This window comes from Nitrospirota bacterium, assembly GCA_030684575.1.
In the GTDB taxonomy this organism is placed as follows: Bacteria; Nitrospirota; Nitrospiria; order Nitrospirales; family Nitrospiraceae; genus Palsa-1315.
In genome coordinates this window covers 39,591-57,913 of sequence record JAUXVD010000015.1, presented here as the reverse complement: position 1 = coordinate 57,913, position 18,323 = coordinate 39,591, and the positions used below count along the sequence as shown (strand labels likewise).

The window sequence follows — 18,323 nt, the reverse complement described above, 5'->3', positions numbered from 1 at the left end:
AGGGAGCCATGTCGAAAGTCAGTCATGAACGATTGAGCATCGTGCTCGGAACGCGCGGGAGCAAGTTGGCGGTGCATCAGAGCGAGTGGGTGCAGGCGCAGTTGCACGCGTTGGCTCCCCATGTAACGGTCACATTGCGACGGATCCAGACATCAGGGGATAGAATTCTCGACGTGCCGTTGGCTCAAATCGGTGGGAAGGGGCTCTTTGTCAAGGAGATCGAGGAAGCGTTGTTGAGCGGTGAGATCGATCTGGCGGTGCATAGCATGAAAGATGTCCCCACGGAACTGCCCGATGGGCTGGAGATTCTTTGTGTGCCGCCTCGTGAGGATCCGCGGGATGCCTTGATCAGTCGTGACGGAAAGTCCTTCCTGGACCTTCCGTTGGGTGCCAGGATCGGAACCAGCAGCCTTCGCCGTCAATCGCAACTCCTGCATGCGAGACCAGATCTTACGATTGCGATGTTGCGTGGGAACTTGGATACCCGGCTCAAGAAATTGCACGAGGGACAGTTCGATGCCATCGTGCTCGCTGCAGCCGGACTTCGACGATTGGCGTGGGCGCATGAAATTACGGAGTATCTGGCACCTCAGATTAGTTTGCCTGCCATTGGCCAGGGTGCGCTTGGAATTGAGGGACGGAGGGACGATGCCTTCATTCGTTCCCTCTTGAGCGGCTTGGACCATGCGCCGAGTAAGATCGCTGTTCTTGCTGAGCGTGCGTTGCTCCATCGGCTTCAAGGAGGCTGTCAGGTCCCAATCGCCGCCCATGCAACATTGACCGGTGCAAAGGTGAGATTGGAAGGCGTCGTGGCCAGTGTGGACGGTAAGGAGCTCATTCGCGATTCGGTTGAAGGCACGATCGAGGATCCTGAGTCGATCGGTGTTCAACTTGCAGAACGATTGCTTGCGCGCGGGGGCGAGAGAATTCTCCAATGGATCTACGGAACCGCATGACGATATCGAGAAGGTCAGGAAAGATTTATTTGGTTGGAGCGGGACCAGGCGATCCTGGACTCCTGACGCTGAAAGGGAAGGCCTGTCTGGAGCAGGCCGATGTTGTGCTCTACGATTTTCTCGCCAATCCGACCTTGTTGCAGTATGCTCCGGCCACGGCGCAACGCATCTATGTTGGACGACGAGGGCGTGGTCAGTATCGAGACCAAGCCGATATCAATCGGCTGCTGATTGATCGGGCTCAAGAGGGAAAGGTGGTGGTCCGGCTCAAGGGTGGAGACCCCTTTGTATTCGGACGTGGCGGAGAAGAGGCGGAAGCGGTGGCCGCTGCAGGGATCGATTTTGAGGTGGTCCCAGGAGTGACAGCGGCGGTTGCGGTGCCTGCCTACGCGGGTATTCCGGTGACCCATCGCACCCTGGCCTCCACGGTCACGTTTGTGACCGGTCATGAAGATCCCACCAAACCGGAGACCCTGTTGGAATGGCCTAAGTTGGCAGGCGCATCCGGCACGCTCGTATTCATGATGGGGATGAAGAACCTCCCCTCGATTGTTGGCCACTTAGTGGCAGAAGGTCGGTCGTCCGAGACGCCGGTAGCGGCGATTCATTGGGGGACCAAGGCGGATCAACTGACCATAGTGGGGACGTTGGACAATATTGTGGCGAGAACCGAATCCGTGCACCTCGAACCGCCGACGGTGATCGTCGTCGGCGAGGTGGTGCGACTACGAGGGCAGCTGAATTGGTTTGAGACCAAGCCGCTCTTTGGGAAACGCATTGTGTTGACCAGGGCTCAGGAGCAGGCGCACGAGTTTTCTCAGTTACTTGCGGCTTACGGAGCGGAGCCAGTGGAGGTGCCGACGATTCAAATCGTCCCTCCGGTCAGTTGGCAGGCGATCGATGATGCGATCAATCATCTTCATACCTATCACTGGCTGATCTTTACCAGTGTGAACGGGGTGACGCCGTTCATGGATCGTCTCCATGCCGCAGGTAAAGATGCACGCGCCTTGGCGTCGCTTCGTATTTGCGCGATTGGACCGCGCACTGCACAGGAATTGAGCATCTATGGATTGAGGGCGGATATCGTTCCAGCCGAGTTTCAAGCAGAGGGGGTCATTGCCGCGTTAGCTCAGGTGGGTATCCGTGGGAGCCGCCTGCTGATTCCACGTGCCGAAGTCGCTCGTGAGATTTTACCGGAACAGTTGAGTGAGTTGGGGGCCTTTGTCGATGTGATTCCGGTCTACCGGACGATCGCTCCAACGGTGGATGTCACGTCGTTGACGCAGCAACTTTGCGATGGCCGGGTGGCGGCGCTCACCTTTACGAGTTCGTCAACTGTGCGGAACTTTGTGGAGCTTTTTGGGGGTCAAGAGGCGGTCATGAAACTCGTGGCTCAGGTGGCGATTGCCTGCATCGGACCGATTACGGCACGTACGGCGGAAGAATATGGGTTGACGGTGACGATCATGCCGACTGAAAATACAGTGCCGGCATTGACCCAGGCTATTGTCCGGCATTTCAGTGAAGGGGTGCGAGTGGCCGTTTCTGCGCATGGATAGGTCGCGGTAGATGACGGGGTACGGAACTGATTTGTTTAGTAAGAGGGGGGATTCTCATGGTTGCAGTCAAGTCGTTCATGGTTCCGAGAGAGAAGTTTATTACGGTTGAGCGGGATACCGATGCCCAGACAGCGGCACGTATCATGCGGGACCGTGGGATTGGCAGCCTGTTCGTGACGAACGGGAAGGAGATTGTCGGCATTTTGACCGACACCGATATGGTTCGGCGGGTGGTGGCGGCTGGGGCGGACACTCATAAGACGACAGTTGAGCAGATTATGTCGGCCCCGATTTTGACGATCGAGGAAAATAAGACGTTGCTCGATGCCAACGATCTGATGGCTCAAACGCATATTCGCCATCTTGGCGTGACGCGGGATGGCGGGTTGGTTGGCATGATTTCCGTCCGCGACCTCGTCGTGTTTTTAACGAATCTTCCAAGAAAGTAATTCGATGGCTTTCCCCATTCAGCGGCTCAGACGGTTGCGGCAGCATGAGGCCTTTCGCCGTATGGTACGGGAGACGAATCTGGCCCCTTCCGATTTCATCTATCCACTGTTCGTCGTCGAAGGGCGAGACCGGCGGGAGGAGATCGCCTCGATGCCTGGCCAGTTCCGGCTCTCGGTCGATCTCTTGGTCAAAGAGGCCCGCGAGGTTGTGGCCTTGGGTATTCCCGCTATCATCCTGTTCGGGATTCCGGATCAGAAAGATGCGCGGGGAAGTTCAGGGTTCGATCCGAACGGTATTGTGCAGCGGGCGGTCAAAGCGGTGAAGGACCAGGTGCCTGGCGTGACGGTCATCACCGATGTCTGCATCGACGAATATACCGATCATGGGCATTGCGGGATCGTCAAGGACGGGCGCATCCTCAACGATGAAACGCTGGATTGTCTCCGTACCATGGCCAGAACCCATGCCCAAGCCGGGGCTGATATGGTGGCTCCATCCGATATGATGGATGGGCGAGTGGCGGCAATTCGTACGGAATTGGATCAGGCAGGATTTCCTGAGCTGCCGATCATGGCCTATGCCGCCAAATTCGCGTCCTGCTTTTATGCGCCGTTTCGGGATGCGGCCGGTTCAAGTCCGCAATTCGGCGATCGGCAATCGTACCAAATGGATCCGGCTAACCGCCGGGAAGCGCTTCGAGAAATTGCCCTCGACGTCGAGGAGGGGGCCGACATCATCATGGTGAAGCCGGCATTGCCGTATCTCGATATCATTGCTGCGGCCAGGGCGCAGATGTTGTTGCCGGTGGCAGCCTATCAAGTGAGTGGGGAGTACAGCATGATTAAAGCGGTCGCCCAAGCCGGCTGGCTCGATGAGTCGCGCGCCATGATGGAATCGTTGCTCTCGATCAAGCGAGCCGGGGCAGACCTCATCTTGACCTACTTTGCTAAAGACGCGGCGCGTCTCCTTCACTGACGACCATGCTCAAAGTCACGCGTGGGTTGTCCGGTACCTGTCCTCCACGTGCGTATCCAGTCGCTACGATCGGTAATTTCGACGGCCACCACCGAGGTCATCGCGCGCTGTTGCAGACGGTAGTCGAGACGGCCAGAAAGGAGCAGGGGACTGCGCTCGTCCTGACCTTCGATCCTCATCCGGTCAAAATTCTTGCACCCCATATCGACCTTCGCTTTCTCACCAGCCCCGAGGAAAAGTTAGCGCATTTCGAGGCCGCAGGAATCGATGAAGTGGTGTTTCTGGAGTTTAGCCCCACATTCGCAGCGATGAGTCCGGATGAATTTGCAGAAGGTATCCTGCATCGATCGCTCTCCCTCTCCGAACTATTCGTCGGGAATCATTTTGCCTTTGGGAAGGGTCGGGCAGGGCATATCGAAGATCTCGTACGTCTCGGTAAGCTGTATGGCTTCCGCGTGCATCCTGTGACTCCCGTGATGCTTGAGGGAGGTGTGGTGAGTTCGACCAGGATTCGCCAGCTCATTCAGGCAGGGAACGTGGAGCAGGCTGCCAGGCTCCTCGGGCGTTTCTATGGGATTCGCGGTACGGTGGTGCATGGGATGCAGCAGGGGGAAGCGATGGGCTGGCCCACGGCGAATCTACAGATCCCGGTCGATCGCGTCGTACCGCCTGATGGCGTCTATGCCGCGAGAACGGTCCACGGAGCTCAAACTTCTGATGCGATCGCCTATATCGGGACCAGGCCGACTTTCGGTGCGGGGGAGCGCCTGATTGAAGTCAATGTATTGGATCAGCGCTGCGATCTCTATGGCCAGAAGATCACCGTGCAGTTTGTGGCGCGCGTGCGCGGCGACCATACCTTTGCCTCTGCCGATGAGCTGTCGAAGCAGATCGTCCGTGATGTGGAGCAGGCGCGCAGGAGCTTGCAGCGAATCCCACAGGGAATGCAGTGACCATGGCTGTTGAGGCGGCGATGACGCGGCCGTCCAGCAGGCCTGCCGCACGGCCTGCTTTATTGACGCATCTCGTTCGAACGGTGCGTCAGCACCAGCTATTCGTTCCCGGCCAGCACCTCTTGGTGGCGGTATCTGGCGGGCCCGATTCGATCGCGTTGTTGTCTCTGCTTCGTCGCCTGGCCCATTCCTGGAGACTCACGCTCACAGCAATCCATTGTAACTACGGCTTGCGTGGAGCCGAGTCCGACGGCGACGAATCGTTTGTCAGGGAGTTTTGTCGGGAACGGCAGCTGTCTCTTGTCATTCATCGGCCTACGTTGGTCAAACGACGCCAGCGCTCATCGCTTCAGGCCAGGGCCCGCGACGCGCGGTATGACTTCATGCGGCAATTGGCTCACGAGGTTGGGGCAGTCCGCATTGCGGTTGGTCATACCGCCAATGACCAGGCCGAAACGGTGCTCATGTGGATGTTGCGTGGGGCAGGGATGGCCGGGTTAGCCGGGATGCCCTATATGCGTGAGGATGGAATCATTCGCCCGCTCTTGGCCTCCACTCGTGATGAGGTGTTGACTTATTTGGGTCATGAAGGACTGACCTACCGCCGTGACTCGAGCAATGAGAAGCCGCTCTATTATCGTAATCGGATCAGGAACGTCCTCCTTCCAGTGATCACTCAGTTGGCTCCGGCTGCCGTCCGTATGCTGCAGCGACAGGCAGATGTCGTGCGTGAAGACGAACGGTATTTGGAACAGGTGACGAGGGATCTGGTACAGGCGCTCGTGAGTCCTGATTTGGGAGGCGTGCAACGAGTCAATCTCCAGGCCTTCATGGAGTTGCCGGTTGCACTTCAGCGGCGGCTCGTCCGGGCAATCTTACGAACCTATGACGAAGAGGGGCGCGCAAGCAGCCTTCAGGTTGTGGAGTCGGTTCGGCATGTTTTGCTCAAGGGAAAGACCGGAGTTCGGCTGTCGTTGGCACAGGCCCTCGTGACTCTGGATCAGGGGTCCGTGCAATTTCGTCCCGTAGGCAGGGTGGACAAGGTGGGGGCTGGTTCGGGCCAGGGGAGGGACGAGAGCCTGCTGCTTTCAGTGCCGTCAACGGTCTATTGGGCTAGAACGAATCAGCAAATTCATGTACAACGTATGGCTCGCCATGCTGCGGAGCAGGGAGACGTGGGTTCGTCTGTACAGCGAACCTTGTTCGATGCCGACCGTTGCTCGGAGCCGCTTCTGGTTCGGTCCTGGCAAGCCGGCGATCGATTCTCTCCTCGAGGGATGAGGGGCAAGAGTCAGAAGATTCAAGATTTCTTTACCGATCGGAAGATTGCGCGTTGCCGGCGGGAGGAGATTCCATTGTTGGTCGCGCCAGAAGGAATTCTATGGGTCGTGGGGATGCGTCAGGATGAACGGTTCGCGGTCCGTCAAGGGACAACCAGCTGTCTGGTGGTATCGGTAAGCCATAGGGACATAGAGAAGGAGTAGAGGGAGCATGGAACGGATTTTCGGTCGACCGATCGTGACGCAGGAAGAAATGCGTGCGAGGATTCGTGAATTGGGCAAGCAGGTCACGACCGATTATACCGGGAAGGATCTCGTCTTGGTCGGCGTGTTGAAAGGGGCCTACGCGTTTTATGCCGATCTGGCTCGCGCAATCAGGATCCCGATGCGGGTGGATTTTTTGATGGTGACCAGTTACGGGTCCCGGGCAAAAACATCCGGTAAAGTGAAGATGGTCACCGAACTGACCGAGGATATCAAGGGCAAAGATGTCTTGTTGGTTGAGGATATCGTCGACTCCGGACTGACCGTTCAATATCTGGTCAAGACCTTGGCGAAGAAGAAACCCCGTTCGATCAAAGTCTGTACGTTGTTGAGCAAGCCCGATCGACGGACCATCGACGTCACCATCGATTACGTGGGGTTCAATATTCCCAATAAGTATGTGATTGGGTATGGGCTTGATTATCAACAGAAGTATCGAAACCTTCCCTATCTGGCCGTGTTGGATGTGGAGGAGGATCAAGAGTAAGCGGATGGTCGTACGGTTGTCAGTATGAATGGGCATGTGGTAGCATCATCAAAATGCTTGGTTTTTCTCACCAATTAAGCGTGCCATCCACAAGGAGATCTGGATGAATTCCAGGGCAAAGAATCTACTATTCTGGGTCGTCGTCGGCCTCTTCATGATTTTGCTGTTCAACCTGTTCAGCGTACCAACCCATGCGCCTGAAGAAGATGTCATTTTTAGTGAGTTTATGGCCAAGCTCGATAAGGGCGAGATCGAGCGAGTCATCATTAAGTCGAGCCATATCAGTGCCGTGCTGAAAGACAAGACCCGTATTCGCACGTACTCGGTGGAATATCCTGAGTTGGTAAAGGTGTTGCGGGAGCGTGGCGTACAAATTGAGGCGAAGCCACCGGATGAAAGCCCTTGGTATATTACGTTCCTGGTAACCTGGGGGCCGTTTGTCCTGTTCCTGGGCTTGTGGTTTTTCTTGATGCGGCAAATGCAGATGGGGGGCAACAAGGCGCTTTCATTCGGGAAGAGCCGCGCTCGTCTGCTGACCGAAGAGCGGAAGAAGGTGATGTTCTCCGATGTTGCAGGCGTCGATGAAGCCAAGGAAGAAGTGCTTGAGATCATCGAGTTTCTGAAGGACCCGCGCCGGTTTCAAAAGCTTGGCGGACGCATTCCCAAGGGTGTCTTAATCGTCGGTCCTCCCGGCACGGGAAAGACATTGTTAGCCAAGGCGATTGCCGGCGAAGCCAGCGTGCCGTTTTTCAGCATTAGCGGATCAGACTTCGTGGAAATGTTCGTCGGCGTTGGCGCATCCCGTGTTCGCGATCTCTTCGAGCAGGGGAAAAAACATGCGCCCTGTATCATCTTCATCGATGAAATCGATGCCGTTGGCCGGCTGCGTGGAGCGGGGTTGGGCGGAGGTCATGACGAGCGTGAACAGACGTTGAACCAATTACTCGTCGAGATGGACGGATTCGATACGACAGAAGGCGTCATTTTGGTCGCGGCGACCAATCGGCCGGATGTGCTCGACCCTGCCTTGCTCAGGCCTGGTCGCTTCGATCGGCAAGTTGTTGTCAATCGCCCTGATTTGCGTGGCCGCACTGAAATTCTCAAGGTGCACACAAAAAAGGTTCCGATTGCCACGAACGTGGAGCTAGAAAAGATTGCACGTGGCACACCTGGATTCTCAGGGGCCGACCTGGAGAATTTGGTGAATGAAGCGGCACTCTGGGCCGCAAGACAGAATAAAAAAGAAGTGGAAGTCGTCGACTTCGAGATGGCCAAAGACAAAGTGCTGATGGGGGCCGAACGGAAGAGCCTGATCTTGAGCGATGAGGAGAAGCGGACAACGGCGTATCATGAAGCCGGGCATGCGTTGATCGCCAAGCTGATTCCTGGGACGGATCCGGTGCATAAAGTCACGATCATTCCACGGGGCCGTGCGCTGGGAGTGACGATGCAGCTCCCCACCGATGATCGGCACAACTACTCGAAGGAGTTCCTGTATAACAACCTCGCCATTCTCATGGGTGGGCGTGTGGCGGAAGAGTTGGTGTTGAAGCACATTACGACCGGAGCGGGGAACGATCTTGAGCGGGCGACGGATCTTGCGAGGAAGATGGTCTGTGAATGGGGCATGAGTGAAAAATTGGGCCCTCTGACATTCGGCAAGAAAGAGGAAGAAGTGTTTCTCGGCAGAGAGCTTGGGAGCCGGCGTGATTTTAGTGATCAAATCGCGTTGGAGATTGACCAGGAAGTCAAACGGCTTGTGACGGAGAACTATGAGCGGGCAAAGCGGTTGCTTACAGAGCACATGGCCAGCTTGAAGGGCTTGGCGGAAGCACTCTTGGAAAAAGAAGTGCTCGACTCAACTGATATCGACCAGATCATTTCGCAGTCCACATCGCAAACAGTTCCTGCCTAATATCAGCCACTGATTCCGGGACTCCATCTCAGGGCATTGGGGTCCCGGACAGTACATCCGCAAGACGATAGGTGAGAAGGAATTTCTTCTCGCGATGGTCAGCTGTCACAGGTATCCAGATGCGGCTACGATGAGTGGCTATTTCTGGTCGCGTGGTTAATCTACATAGGTGGAGGCGCAGTCGTGGGGTGTTAGATCTTCGGACATTGACGCTGCAAGCGAAGAATCGGCTGATCGAATTTCCAGGCCGGCCATTGATCATGGGGGTCGTGAACGTGACGCCGGATTCATTCTCTGACGGTGGCCGCTATTTTGATGCGGAGGCCGCCGTCGCCCATGCCATTCAACTCGTGAAAGAAGGGGCCGATCTCCTGGATATCGGCGCTGAGTCCACGCGCCCTGGCGCCGAACCCGTCGATGAGGGAGAAGAGCTCCGTCGTGCGATTCCCGTGGTAACCGCTGTTGCAAGAGCCGTCACGGTTCCGATTTCCATCGACACTTCGAAAGCTGCGGTCGCACAGGCGGCCCTCGATGCAGGGGCCGTATTGGTGAACGATGTCACCGCCTTGCGGGGCGATCCTGCGATGGTCGAGGTCATTGCCCGCACGGGTGCCGGGATTGTTCTCATGCACATGCAAGGCACGCCGCGCACGATGCAACAGGTTCCGCAGTATGAGGATGTGGTCGGCGAGGTTGTCGCATTTTTTGAGGAACGAATTCGTTTCGCGACGACCCATGGTATCGGGCAAAGACAAATCGTGCTTGATCCTGGCATCGGATTTGGTAAGCTGCTCGTACATAACCTTACGCTGTTGGCCCGACTTCACCGTTTCGCATGTTTTGGCTGTCCATTACTGGTGGGCGTGTCACGCAAGACGTTTCTTGGACAGCTTGTGGATCGACCGGTTCAGGATCGTCAGTGGGCGACGGCGGCGGCGGTGGCGATGGCAGTCGAGCGTGGAGCAGGGATCCTTCGCGTGCATGATGTGACTGCCATGAAAGATGTGATGCAAGTGACCGTAGCAATCAGTCAGGAAACGACCGTACACATGAAAGCTCAGCATGCGTAAATTATTCGGCACAGACGGAGTTCGAGGGGTTGCCAACCTTGATCCGATGACCAGCGAAATGGCCATGCAGCTTGGACGGGCCGCCGCGCATTTGTTTATGCGTCGCGCGGGACGTCATCAGATCGTGATCGGCAAAGATACTCGTATCTCTGGTTATATGTTGGAGTCGGCATTGATCTCCGGGATCTGCTCGATGGGTGTTGATGTGTTGGTGGTCGGTCCAATGCCGACTCCTGCGATTGCGTTCTTGACGAGGAGTCTTCGAGCCGATGCAGGGGTGATGATCTCGGCTTCGCACAATCCCTATCAGGACAATGGCATCAAGTTTTTCTCCAACGATGGATTGAAGTTGCCCGATGAGATGGAAGCGCGTATCGAGGACTTGATCGTCTCGAATGAGATTGCCCACCTCCGGCCGACGGCCGATGCCATTGGGAAGGCCTATCGAATCGATGATGCCGAAGGGCGGTATATCGAGTTCGTCAAACGATCGTTGCCGAAGCAACTCGATTTTCAGGGAATCAAAGTGGTGGTGGATTGTGCGAACGGCGCAGCCTATAAGGTGGCGCCGAAAGTACTGCGCGAGCTCGGGGCGAAGGTCGAAGTGATCGGTGATAAACCGGACGGGATGAATATCAATGCCGGCTGTGGGGCTGTCCACCCGCAACTGCTGCAGCAGGCCGTCCGTACGCAGGGCGCCGACATTGGCATCGCTTTGGACGGGGACGCCGATCGTGCCATTTTCGTCTGCGAACAGGGGACTGTTGTGGATGGCGATCACATCATGGCGATGTTGGCGTTGGACCTTCATAGTCAGGGCCAGTTGGCGAAGCAAACGGTAGTAGGGACCGTCATGAGCAATTTCGGACTGGAGCTTGCCATGACGAAAGCGGGTATTACGCTGGCGCGAACCGCTGTCGGTGACAGATATTTGCTTGAACGGATGTCTGCTGAGGGGTACAACTTCGGGGGGGAGCAGTCGGGCCATTTCATCTTCCTGGATCATAATACGACCGGTGACGGGTTGCTCTCGGCATTACAAGTTCTCTCGCTGATGAAGCGCACGGGCAAACCGTTGTCAGAGTTAGCCAAAGCCATGACGGCGGTGCCACAAGTATTGCTTAACGTGGCGGTGACGAAGAAACCGAAACTCGATACCGTTCCGGAACTGCAACAGGCTATCCGTGAGGGTGAGCAGCGGCTCAATGGAAGTGGACGCGTGTTGGTGCGTTACTCCGGGACCGAATCGTTGTTGCGGGTGATGGTCGAAGGAGAACGTGACGATACAATTCGTGATGTGGCCAATCGGCTGGTCGACGTCGTCAAGGCGCATTTAGGGTAGAGTTGTCGTCTTCCCCAATTTTGTTGAGGGAGGCTCATGCTGCCGTCCCTCACTGTGGCGTTCATTATCGGGCTCTTCGTCGGATCTCGGGTTTCCTATTTCCCTCTGTCCGTTTCATGCCTCCTCTTTCTCGCTGCCTGTGGCAGCACCTTCTTCGAACGATTCAATCGATTCTCCAGCCTCCAGGCGATAGGATTTTACGGCGCGCTCTTGGCAGGCGTCGTCTATTGGAGTCTCGCCGTACACCTGCCTCTGCATGCTCCGATGGTCGAGCCTCCTTCCGATACGATGACCCAAGTGATCGGTCGTATTGTGGTACCGGTGCAACAGTCGTCTGATCGACTGGTGATGATCGTCAAACCGGATGATTCTTCGGGATATTCAGGAGTAATCAGGCATGTTCGGCTGACCTGGCGGACTCCTGATCGACTCTTCTTTCAAGGGGATCGGATCCGCTTTCAGGCTCGGTTGCGCCCTCCAAGCGGGTCATTGAATCCTGGCGGATTCGATTATGCGGTCTACCTTGAGCATCAAGGGATCGATGTCATCGGTACGGTGACGGGAGCTGATGCGGTGCAGCTTCTTCAGTCTGGGCGCGCGCATGCCTGGTGGGCGATCTGGAATCAGTTCGATCGGTGGAGGAGTGGTATCCGGCTCGCTGCGCTGCAGACCCTTCCACAACCGGCACTGGGGCTGTATCTAGGCATCATCATCGGTGATCGGGGGTATTTGGACCCGGACCTGCGCGATCAGTTCATGGTAACCGGGACGGTCCATCTCCTGTCAATTTCAGGAAGTCATTTGGGCCTTGTCGCGGTGCTCATCTTTGCGGTGGTCAGATGGGGCGTGATTCTGTTGCCTGCGGATTGGTTGCTGGCGCTGTCCCGGCGCATCACGCCGACTCGCGTGGCTGCGGTCTGTACCATTATTCCAGTGGCTGGTTATGCCTGCTTGGCCGGGGCGGAGCTGGCAACGATGCGCTCGCTGTTGATGGTGGCTGTGGGGCTGAGTGCGATCTGGCGTGGCCAGGATCGTCGTCTGTTCCATGCCCTCTCTGCCGCTGCGGTTGTGATCCTGTTGCACGACCCTCAGGCGCTATTCGACATTTCCTTTCAACTCTCGTTTGTGTCCGTCATCGCCATTGCCGGATGGCTCTCTTGGCATACCGCTGTTGACGTAGAAGAACTACCAGCTGCGCCGTCTTTCCTGATGACCTGCGTTCAATGGGGGAGGAACTCGATGTTGATGAGTGGAGTGGTCACCCTCGTCACGCTTCCTCTTGTGGCCTACTACTTCAATCAGTTGCCCTGGCTTGGTGTCTTCACCAATGTGCTGGCGGTCCCGGTGATGGGTATTCTGCTGGTTCCAATCGGACTGGCCGCAGGCATCTGGCATATCTTGGTCGGGGGAACGCAGCTGCCCATGGCTTCGCTGAACCAGTGGTTACTCGAATCCTTCGTGGATGCGGTTCGCCTCCTGTCAACGTTGCCTGGAGGGGAATGGCATGTGGCGGCTCCATCGATGCTTACCATAGTGCTGTTCTACGGATGTCTTGTGTTGTTGTGGCAACGAGTAGGCCTGGTGCCCATACGATGGGGTGTCCGTGCCGGAGTGCTGCTGGTATTACTCTGGTGGGCCTGGTCACCACGAGTATTTCCCGATGGGGATCATTTCCGAGTCACGTTTCTTGATGTCGGCCAGGGTGATAGCGCGGTCATCGAGCTACCTGATGGTCAGGTCGTTTTGATCGATGGGGGGGCGACGTATGAGCGATTCGACATGGGCCGTGGGGTAGTTGCTCCGTTTCTCTGGAGCCGTGGAATTCGCACCATCGACCAGGTTATTGGCACGCATCCCCAGCTTGATCATGTGGGTGGTCTTGCCTGGGTAGTCCGCCATTTCAATGTCCGGCACTATTGGGGATCGGGAGAGGCCAGAGCAGAATTGTTTTATCAACGGCTGCAGCAGTCGTTGGCGTATCGAGGTCTACAAGAAGGGGTCGTCAGAGAAGGACTGGAGGTTGTGGCATCCGGCCCCTGTCGGATGGTGGCCCTCAACCCGTCAGCGGAAGAGCCTCGCGATGGACTGCTCCAGGATAGCCAGGTGGGCGGACATGGGCTCAATAATCGATCGGTGGCGACGCGCCTGACCTGTGGTCTGCATACCATGCTCTTTGCTGCGGATGTCGAGCGAGATGGCTTGTCGAGAATGATGCGATCGACGCCTCATGGTCCGATCGAGGTACTTAAGGTGCCTCATCACGGGGCGGTGAGTTCGTTGAATCGCGACTGGTTGGCCTCAGTACATCCCCAGTATGCGGTATTCTCAGCCGGTCGCCATAATTCATACAGACATCCGGCAGCCGCGGTTCTTGCTGCATATGTCGAGGAAGGGAGTATCGTATTGCGAACGGATCGAGACGGTGGGCTGTGGTTTGACGGAGGAATCTCCGAGGCGACACTTCATGTGCATCGAACACGCGACTTGCAGTGGCAGCCGACGGATAGCGCTTCGTGCTTGTGGGCCTGTGAACGGGCGAATTGGACTCGGCTATGGAATCAGTGGCACGATCGGTAATGCGGCACCCTGCCGCATGGCGTGAAAGCCCCCACCTGACTATTGGTTCGATTCTCGGGCCGGCCGGAGCATGAGAGAGTGCACATTTCACGTCCTGGTAAGACGAATTTCGTCCCTCCCTTTACCCCCAGAGAAGTCTTCATAGCATAAGGCTTCAATTTTGTTCATTATTCATCATCTGCTAGCAAGGCATAGCATGTGCATTCATTCGTGGTGACTTAGGATCTGTGTGCCTATTTTTAAGGGAGCTAGGGTATGCCAAAACTCGTACGTATCGTGATTCAGTTACCGATCGACCTCAAAACCCAGCTCGATAACCTGAAACAACAGGGATACACCACCAGTGGCTTCATCAGGGCAATGTTAGAACGAGAGTTTGCCAAGATGGAAGAGAAGCCAGTCACGCCTTTTCCCGTCGGGAGACGGGCGAATAGCCGATAGTCGTATGTGGCATATTTGAGTATGAGGGAAGCCGGGGGAAACGTGACAAGGTTAACCGATCTTCTACGAGAGCAGTCAAGTCAGAACGCCCTTGGTCCTGATGCGAAAAATCCCATTCATTCGGTTGCGCCGACCGGCCTTCCTGTTTCACTCTCCACACCGGCATCGTCTGTTCCAGAGATCAATTGGTATCAGCGGGCATGCCAGGAACTCCAGGGAATCAAACGAGCGGTCCAGGCGAGACAACCCTGGTCAGTTGATGAAATGGCCAGAATCGCATCCGGTATCGTGGCGGCTATCGGCGCTCATGACAAGCTGATCCAGACTGTTCTACAGCACGAGGCCGGCGATTATCTCATCAAAAATGCCGTAAACGTTGCAATTGTGAGTGTGAAGATTGCGGAGGCCCTTCGGTATGAGCCAGCAAAGCTCGAACGGGTTGCTTTGGCCGGATTGCTGCACGACATCGGTATGTTCGCCCTACCAGACTCGTTGCTGTACAAGACTGGGACGTTGACAGCGGAAGAACGCAAACAGATGAAGGAGCATCCACAGCATGGGGCTCATGTGTTCAAGGAAGCCGGAGACGTCTATCCTTGGGTGGGAACGGTCATCCTTCAAGAGCATGAGCGATGGGACGGCAGCGGTTATCCCAGACAATTATCGGGGAAACAGATCGACGAAGTCGCGCTGATCATCGGGCTGGCAGACGTGTTCGATGCGTTAATGAGCGTGCGGCCCAATCGAAGTGGGGGGTCCCCCCACCGGGCGATTCGTACATTGCTCGCCGAATGCAAAACGGTGTTTCCGCATCATCTCCTGAAGGCGTTGATCGATCAACTCTCGATCTACCCCTTAGGCACGGCCGTTCGCTTGAATACCGGGGAAACCGGAGTCGTGTTTCAACTGAACCGCCAGTATCCGTTGCGTCCGATTTTACAGATTTCGCAACAGGCTCTCTCTGGTCAATCACCGTTATCAAAGACCGTGGACTTGCGGGCCGATACATCTCTGCATATTGTGGAAGTGATGCCTATCGGTGCGTTATCGGTTGATCCGCGATAAAACAAGAGGAGATGAGAACGTGCGACAGCTCATATCCCGACATCTCATAGCTGTTCTAGGGGCCGGCTCGATCCTCGCGGTGGCGTTCATCGGATGCCACAATCCGGCGAGTTCCTCGTTGCCTCCTTCGGCCATCAGTCCTCCCGGAACGGTGGTCCCGCCGTTGCCGAAGGGAGATGTCTATGCCGATGAAACGGTCCCGACTGCGGAAACGCCAGTCGAAACCGGTGATACGCTCGAGGTGGTGATTCGCCGCGGCGCCGGCGAGGAAAAGTTCTCCAGCGTGGTCCGGGAGAACGGAAATATTTCTGTGGGGTTCATGGAAGTGGATGTCGGAGGCATGACCGCGGCAGTGGCGGAAGCCCGGGTTCAAGAAGCGGCGATCCCCTATATGAAACAACCTCGTGTACAAGTGGTGCTGAAGAAAAAGGTCTTAAAGGTCAAGCGTGTCTTCGTCTTCGGGGATGTGAAGAAGCCCGGGATGGTTCCCATGTCGAGGCATATGACCGTGATGCAGGCCCTTGCTGCGGTCGACATGTATCATGAGACGGCATTGATGGAAGAAGTTCGGGTGATCCGGGGCGGCGACCTCTCAAAGCCGAACATGTTAATGGCCGATCTTGCGCGCGCATTTACCTATGGCGATATGACGAGGAATCTCGCGTTGGAAGAAAACGACATCGTCTTTGTGCCGCGTCAGCATCTGGGCGACGCGTCCGAAGCTGGGAGATTGATCATGCCGATTATTTCTGCTGGGATTGCCCCATTCTACCCGGCATTTATTATTCCCACGTTGTTGGGGCGATGATCGTCACAATCGAGATGAGAGAAGGACGCTGACCCTATGGCCCAATACGAACTCAACGTCATCGATTACTGGCTGATCGTCAAGAAGCGGAAGTATCTCATCCTGCTGGCGGCCGGTCTGGTCGTATTGTTCACATTCTTATTCTCGGAAATGTTCAAGCCGAGCCCGCTTTATGAAGCATCGGCGCGGGTGAAGTTCGACCGAACGAGTACCGTCGCGCAACAACTAATCGAGACCATGTCGTTCTCCAACGCCAACGATCTCAACTCACAGACGGAGTTTATCCGTGGGTTCCCGGTCATGGAGCGCGTGGCGATGGAATTAGGGCTGGTGCCAGCCAGCGTGACGGCGGAAGAGAAGCGGTCGGCGGTGTACCTGAACATGGTCTATAACCTTGGGCAGGAGATTAAGACGCAGCGGGAGGGTGATACGAACATCATTCGTATCACCGCGACCTCTGATCGTCCGGAGATGGCGGAGAAGACGGCTAATTCCGTGGCGACTGCTTATCGGATGGAAAACATCATGACCCGAAATCGGCTCGTGATGGAATCGAGGCGATTTGTCGAGGAACAGCTGGCCGGGCTTGAGAAGCAGTTGAATAATGCAGAAGACGCGCTTCGGGCTTTTCGAGAACGCGAGGGCCAGGTCTTTCTGACCGATGAGGCACGCGCTGCGCTGGAGACCTTCACCAAGCTGGAAGAACAGCACAATGAGGTCATGCGAAAGCGGGCGGAAGGCGAGCGGCAGATCTCGGTGCTCAATCGAACCGATGCGGTGATTGGCAATCAAACCGGCCGGATCTTCACGGAGGAGCAGAATGCGCTGCTCACGATCCTGAATCAACGACTCCTCGACCTTATTCAGGAACGCAACACCCTTCTGATCAACTACACGACTGATCATCCGCAAGTTCGCGAACAGCAGCAGAAGATCGACAACGTCAGGGGCGAGATGGTCCTCGAACTTCGAGCCAAGCTCAAGACCATGCAGGATCGTGAGGCGACACTTCTGGATCAGCGGGATCGTTACCGAGGCCGGTATTTGCAGTTCCCTCGCGCGGCGATTCAAATGAGCCGGCTCGAGCGTGAGGTGAAAGTCAACGCCGACCTGTTGGCGACGCTCAAGGCCAAGCATCAAGAGCTGCAGATCAAGAGTGCGGAACAGATCGAGGAGGTCACGATCGTGGCGCCGGCGATCATGCCAGGCGGACCGATCAATGCACCCAATACGCAGCTGAACCTCATGGTGGGCTCGCTGATGGGAATCTTTCTCGGGATCGTGGTCGCGTTCGCACGCGAATCGTTCGATACCTCGATCGGGACGATCGAAGGCATTGAGGAGTTTCTCAAGGTGCCGGTCCTGGGCGTCATCCCGCAGTTCGACGCGAAGGAAATGGAGGAAGCCGCACGTGCGGGGCTTCCAGCCCGTGCCACTGCATCGACCGTTGAGAACTTCTCGAAACTCATTTGTCTGATCGACCCGAAATCCGTGCTGTCGGAGAGTCTGCGGTCGTTGCGGACGAATATTCAGTTCGCCAGTATGGATCGAAAGGTCAAATCCATCCTCTTTACCAGTGCCGGCATTGGAGAAGGCAAGAGCACCTGCGTCACCAACCTGGCGATTACGCTCGCCCAGGAGGGGCAGCGAGTCCTACTTGTCGACGCAGACCTTCGGCGGCCGATTGTGCACCAGCGGCTTGGCCTCGAACGGGTTCCTGGTTTGGCGGATGCCCTGGTCGGCAGTACGTCCTGGCGTCACCATGTCCGATCCGCCACGGATCTCATGCTCGGCCCGATGGGAGTCGATCGTGTGATGAGTACGCCGGGATTGGATAATCTACACATCCTCACCAGCGGGTCTGAGGTCGGCAATCCCAACGAGTTCCTTAACATGAACAAGATCAAAACACTCGTGAATGAGATGAATGAGGAATACGATCTCGTGCTCTTCGATTCGCCTCCCATTCTTCCGGTCACCGATGCGGTCGCGTTCAGCTCGCGCGTCGATGGGACAATTCTGGTCTACCAAGTCGGGCGCATCGGTCGGAACGCCCTCAAGCGGGCCAAGTTCCTCCTGGACCATGCGCAGGCCAATGTGATGGGCATCGTCTTGACGAACGTGAAGTCCGAAGTCACGCCGGACTATGGCGTGTACCGCTACGAATATCGCTGACGC

15 protein-coding genes are annotated in these 18,323 nt (G+C 56.3%); all 15 read left to right on the top strand.

Annotation, left to right across the window (positions count from 1 at the left end; translation table 11 throughout):
- Positions 1–8: 8 nt before the first annotated feature.
- The 15 genes from hemC to Q8N00_11515 all read left to right on the top strand — a co-directional run bounded on the left by hemC (position 9) and on the right by Q8N00_11515 (position 18,320).
- Positions 9–956, top strand: coding sequence for a hydroxymethylbilane synthase (gene hemC, locus Q8N00_11585; protein MDP2383434.1), 948 nt, complete (start codon positions 9–11; stop codon positions 954–956).
- Positions 953–2,518, top strand: coding sequence for a uroporphyrinogen-III C-methyltransferase (cobA, locus tag Q8N00_11580; GenBank protein ID MDP2383433.1), 1,566 nt, complete (start codon positions 953–955; stop codon positions 2,516–2,518). The genes hemC and cobA overlap by 4 nt, the downstream gene beginning before the upstream one ends.
- Before the next feature lie 56 nt (positions 2,519–2,574).
- Positions 2,575–2,967: a CBS domain-containing protein gene (locus tag Q8N00_11575; GenBank protein MDP2383432.1), complete on the top strand. Its 393-nt coding sequence runs from the start codon at positions 2,575–2,577 to the stop codon at positions 2,965–2,967.
- A gap of 4 nt (positions 2,968–2,971) precedes the next feature.
- A complete protein-coding gene (gene hemB, locus Q8N00_11570) occupies positions 2,972–3,943 on the top strand; it encodes a porphobilinogen synthase (GenBank protein ID MDP2383431.1) in 972 nt (323 codons plus the stop codon).
- A 5-nt stretch (positions 3,944–3,948) separates the two neighbouring features.
- Positions 3,949–4,896, top strand: coding sequence for a bifunctional riboflavin kinase/FAD synthetase (locus Q8N00_11565; protein MDP2383430.1), 948 nt, complete (start codon positions 3,949–3,951; stop codon positions 4,894–4,896).
- A gap of 2 nt (positions 4,897–4,898) precedes the next feature.
- Complete coding sequence (gene tilS / locus Q8N00_11560) at positions 4,899–6,380, top strand: tRNA lysidine(34) synthetase TilS (protein ID MDP2383429.1); 1,482 nt, start codon at positions 4,899–4,901, stop codon at positions 6,378–6,380.
- A gap of 7 nt (positions 6,381–6,387) precedes the next feature.
- A complete protein-coding gene (hpt, locus tag Q8N00_11555; GenBank protein MDP2383428.1) occupies positions 6,388–6,927 on the top strand; it encodes a hypoxanthine phosphoribosyltransferase in 540 nt (179 codons plus the stop codon).
- Positions 6,928–7,030: 103 nt separating this feature from the next.
- Positions 7,031–8,842 carry an ATP-dependent zinc metalloprotease FtsH gene (gene ftsH, locus Q8N00_11550; GenBank protein ID MDP2383427.1) on the top strand — a complete coding sequence of 604 codons (1,812 nt, stop codon included), beginning with the start codon at positions 7,031–7,033 and terminating at the stop codon, positions 8,840–8,842.
- A 188-nt stretch (positions 8,843–9,030) separates the two neighbouring features.
- Positions 9,031–9,912 (top strand): dihydropteroate synthase, encoded by an 882-nt coding sequence (folP, locus tag Q8N00_11545; GenBank protein ID MDP2383426.1) that lies wholly within the window; start codon positions 9,031–9,033, stop codon positions 9,910–9,912.
- Positions 9,905–11,254 (top strand): phosphoglucosamine mutase, encoded by a 1,350-nt coding sequence (glmM, locus tag Q8N00_11540; GenBank protein ID MDP2383425.1) that lies wholly within the window; start codon positions 9,905–9,907, stop codon positions 11,252–11,254. Before folP ends, glmM begins: the two co-directional genes overlap by 8 nt.
- A 36-nt stretch (positions 11,255–11,290) precedes the next feature.
- Entirely contained in the window at positions 11,291–13,831 is a 2,541-nt protein-coding gene (locus Q8N00_11535) for a DNA internalization-related competence protein ComEC/Rec2 (GenBank protein ID MDP2383424.1), read from the top strand.
- 255 nt (positions 13,832–14,086) lie between these two features.
- Entirely contained in the window at positions 14,087–14,272 is a 186-nt protein-coding gene (locus Q8N00_11530) for a hypothetical protein (protein ID MDP2383423.1), read from the top strand.
- Between the two features lie 42 nt (positions 14,273–14,314).
- On the top strand, positions 14,315–15,337 hold the full coding sequence (locus Q8N00_11525; protein MDP2383422.1) for an HD-GYP domain-containing protein: 1,023 nt from the start codon (positions 14,315–14,317) through the stop codon (positions 15,335–15,337).
- Positions 15,338–15,356: 19 nt separating this feature from the next.
- Complete coding sequence (locus tag Q8N00_11520; protein ID MDP2383421.1) at positions 15,357–16,145, top strand: hypothetical protein; 789 nt, start codon at positions 15,357–15,359, stop codon at positions 16,143–16,145.
- 36 nt (positions 16,146–16,181) lie between these two features.
- Positions 16,182–18,320 carry a polysaccharide biosynthesis tyrosine autokinase gene (locus tag Q8N00_11515; protein ID MDP2383420.1) on the top strand — a complete coding sequence of 713 codons (2,139 nt, stop codon included), beginning with the start codon at positions 16,182–16,184 and terminating at the stop codon, positions 18,318–18,320.
- Positions 18,321–18,323: the final 3 nt, after the last annotated feature.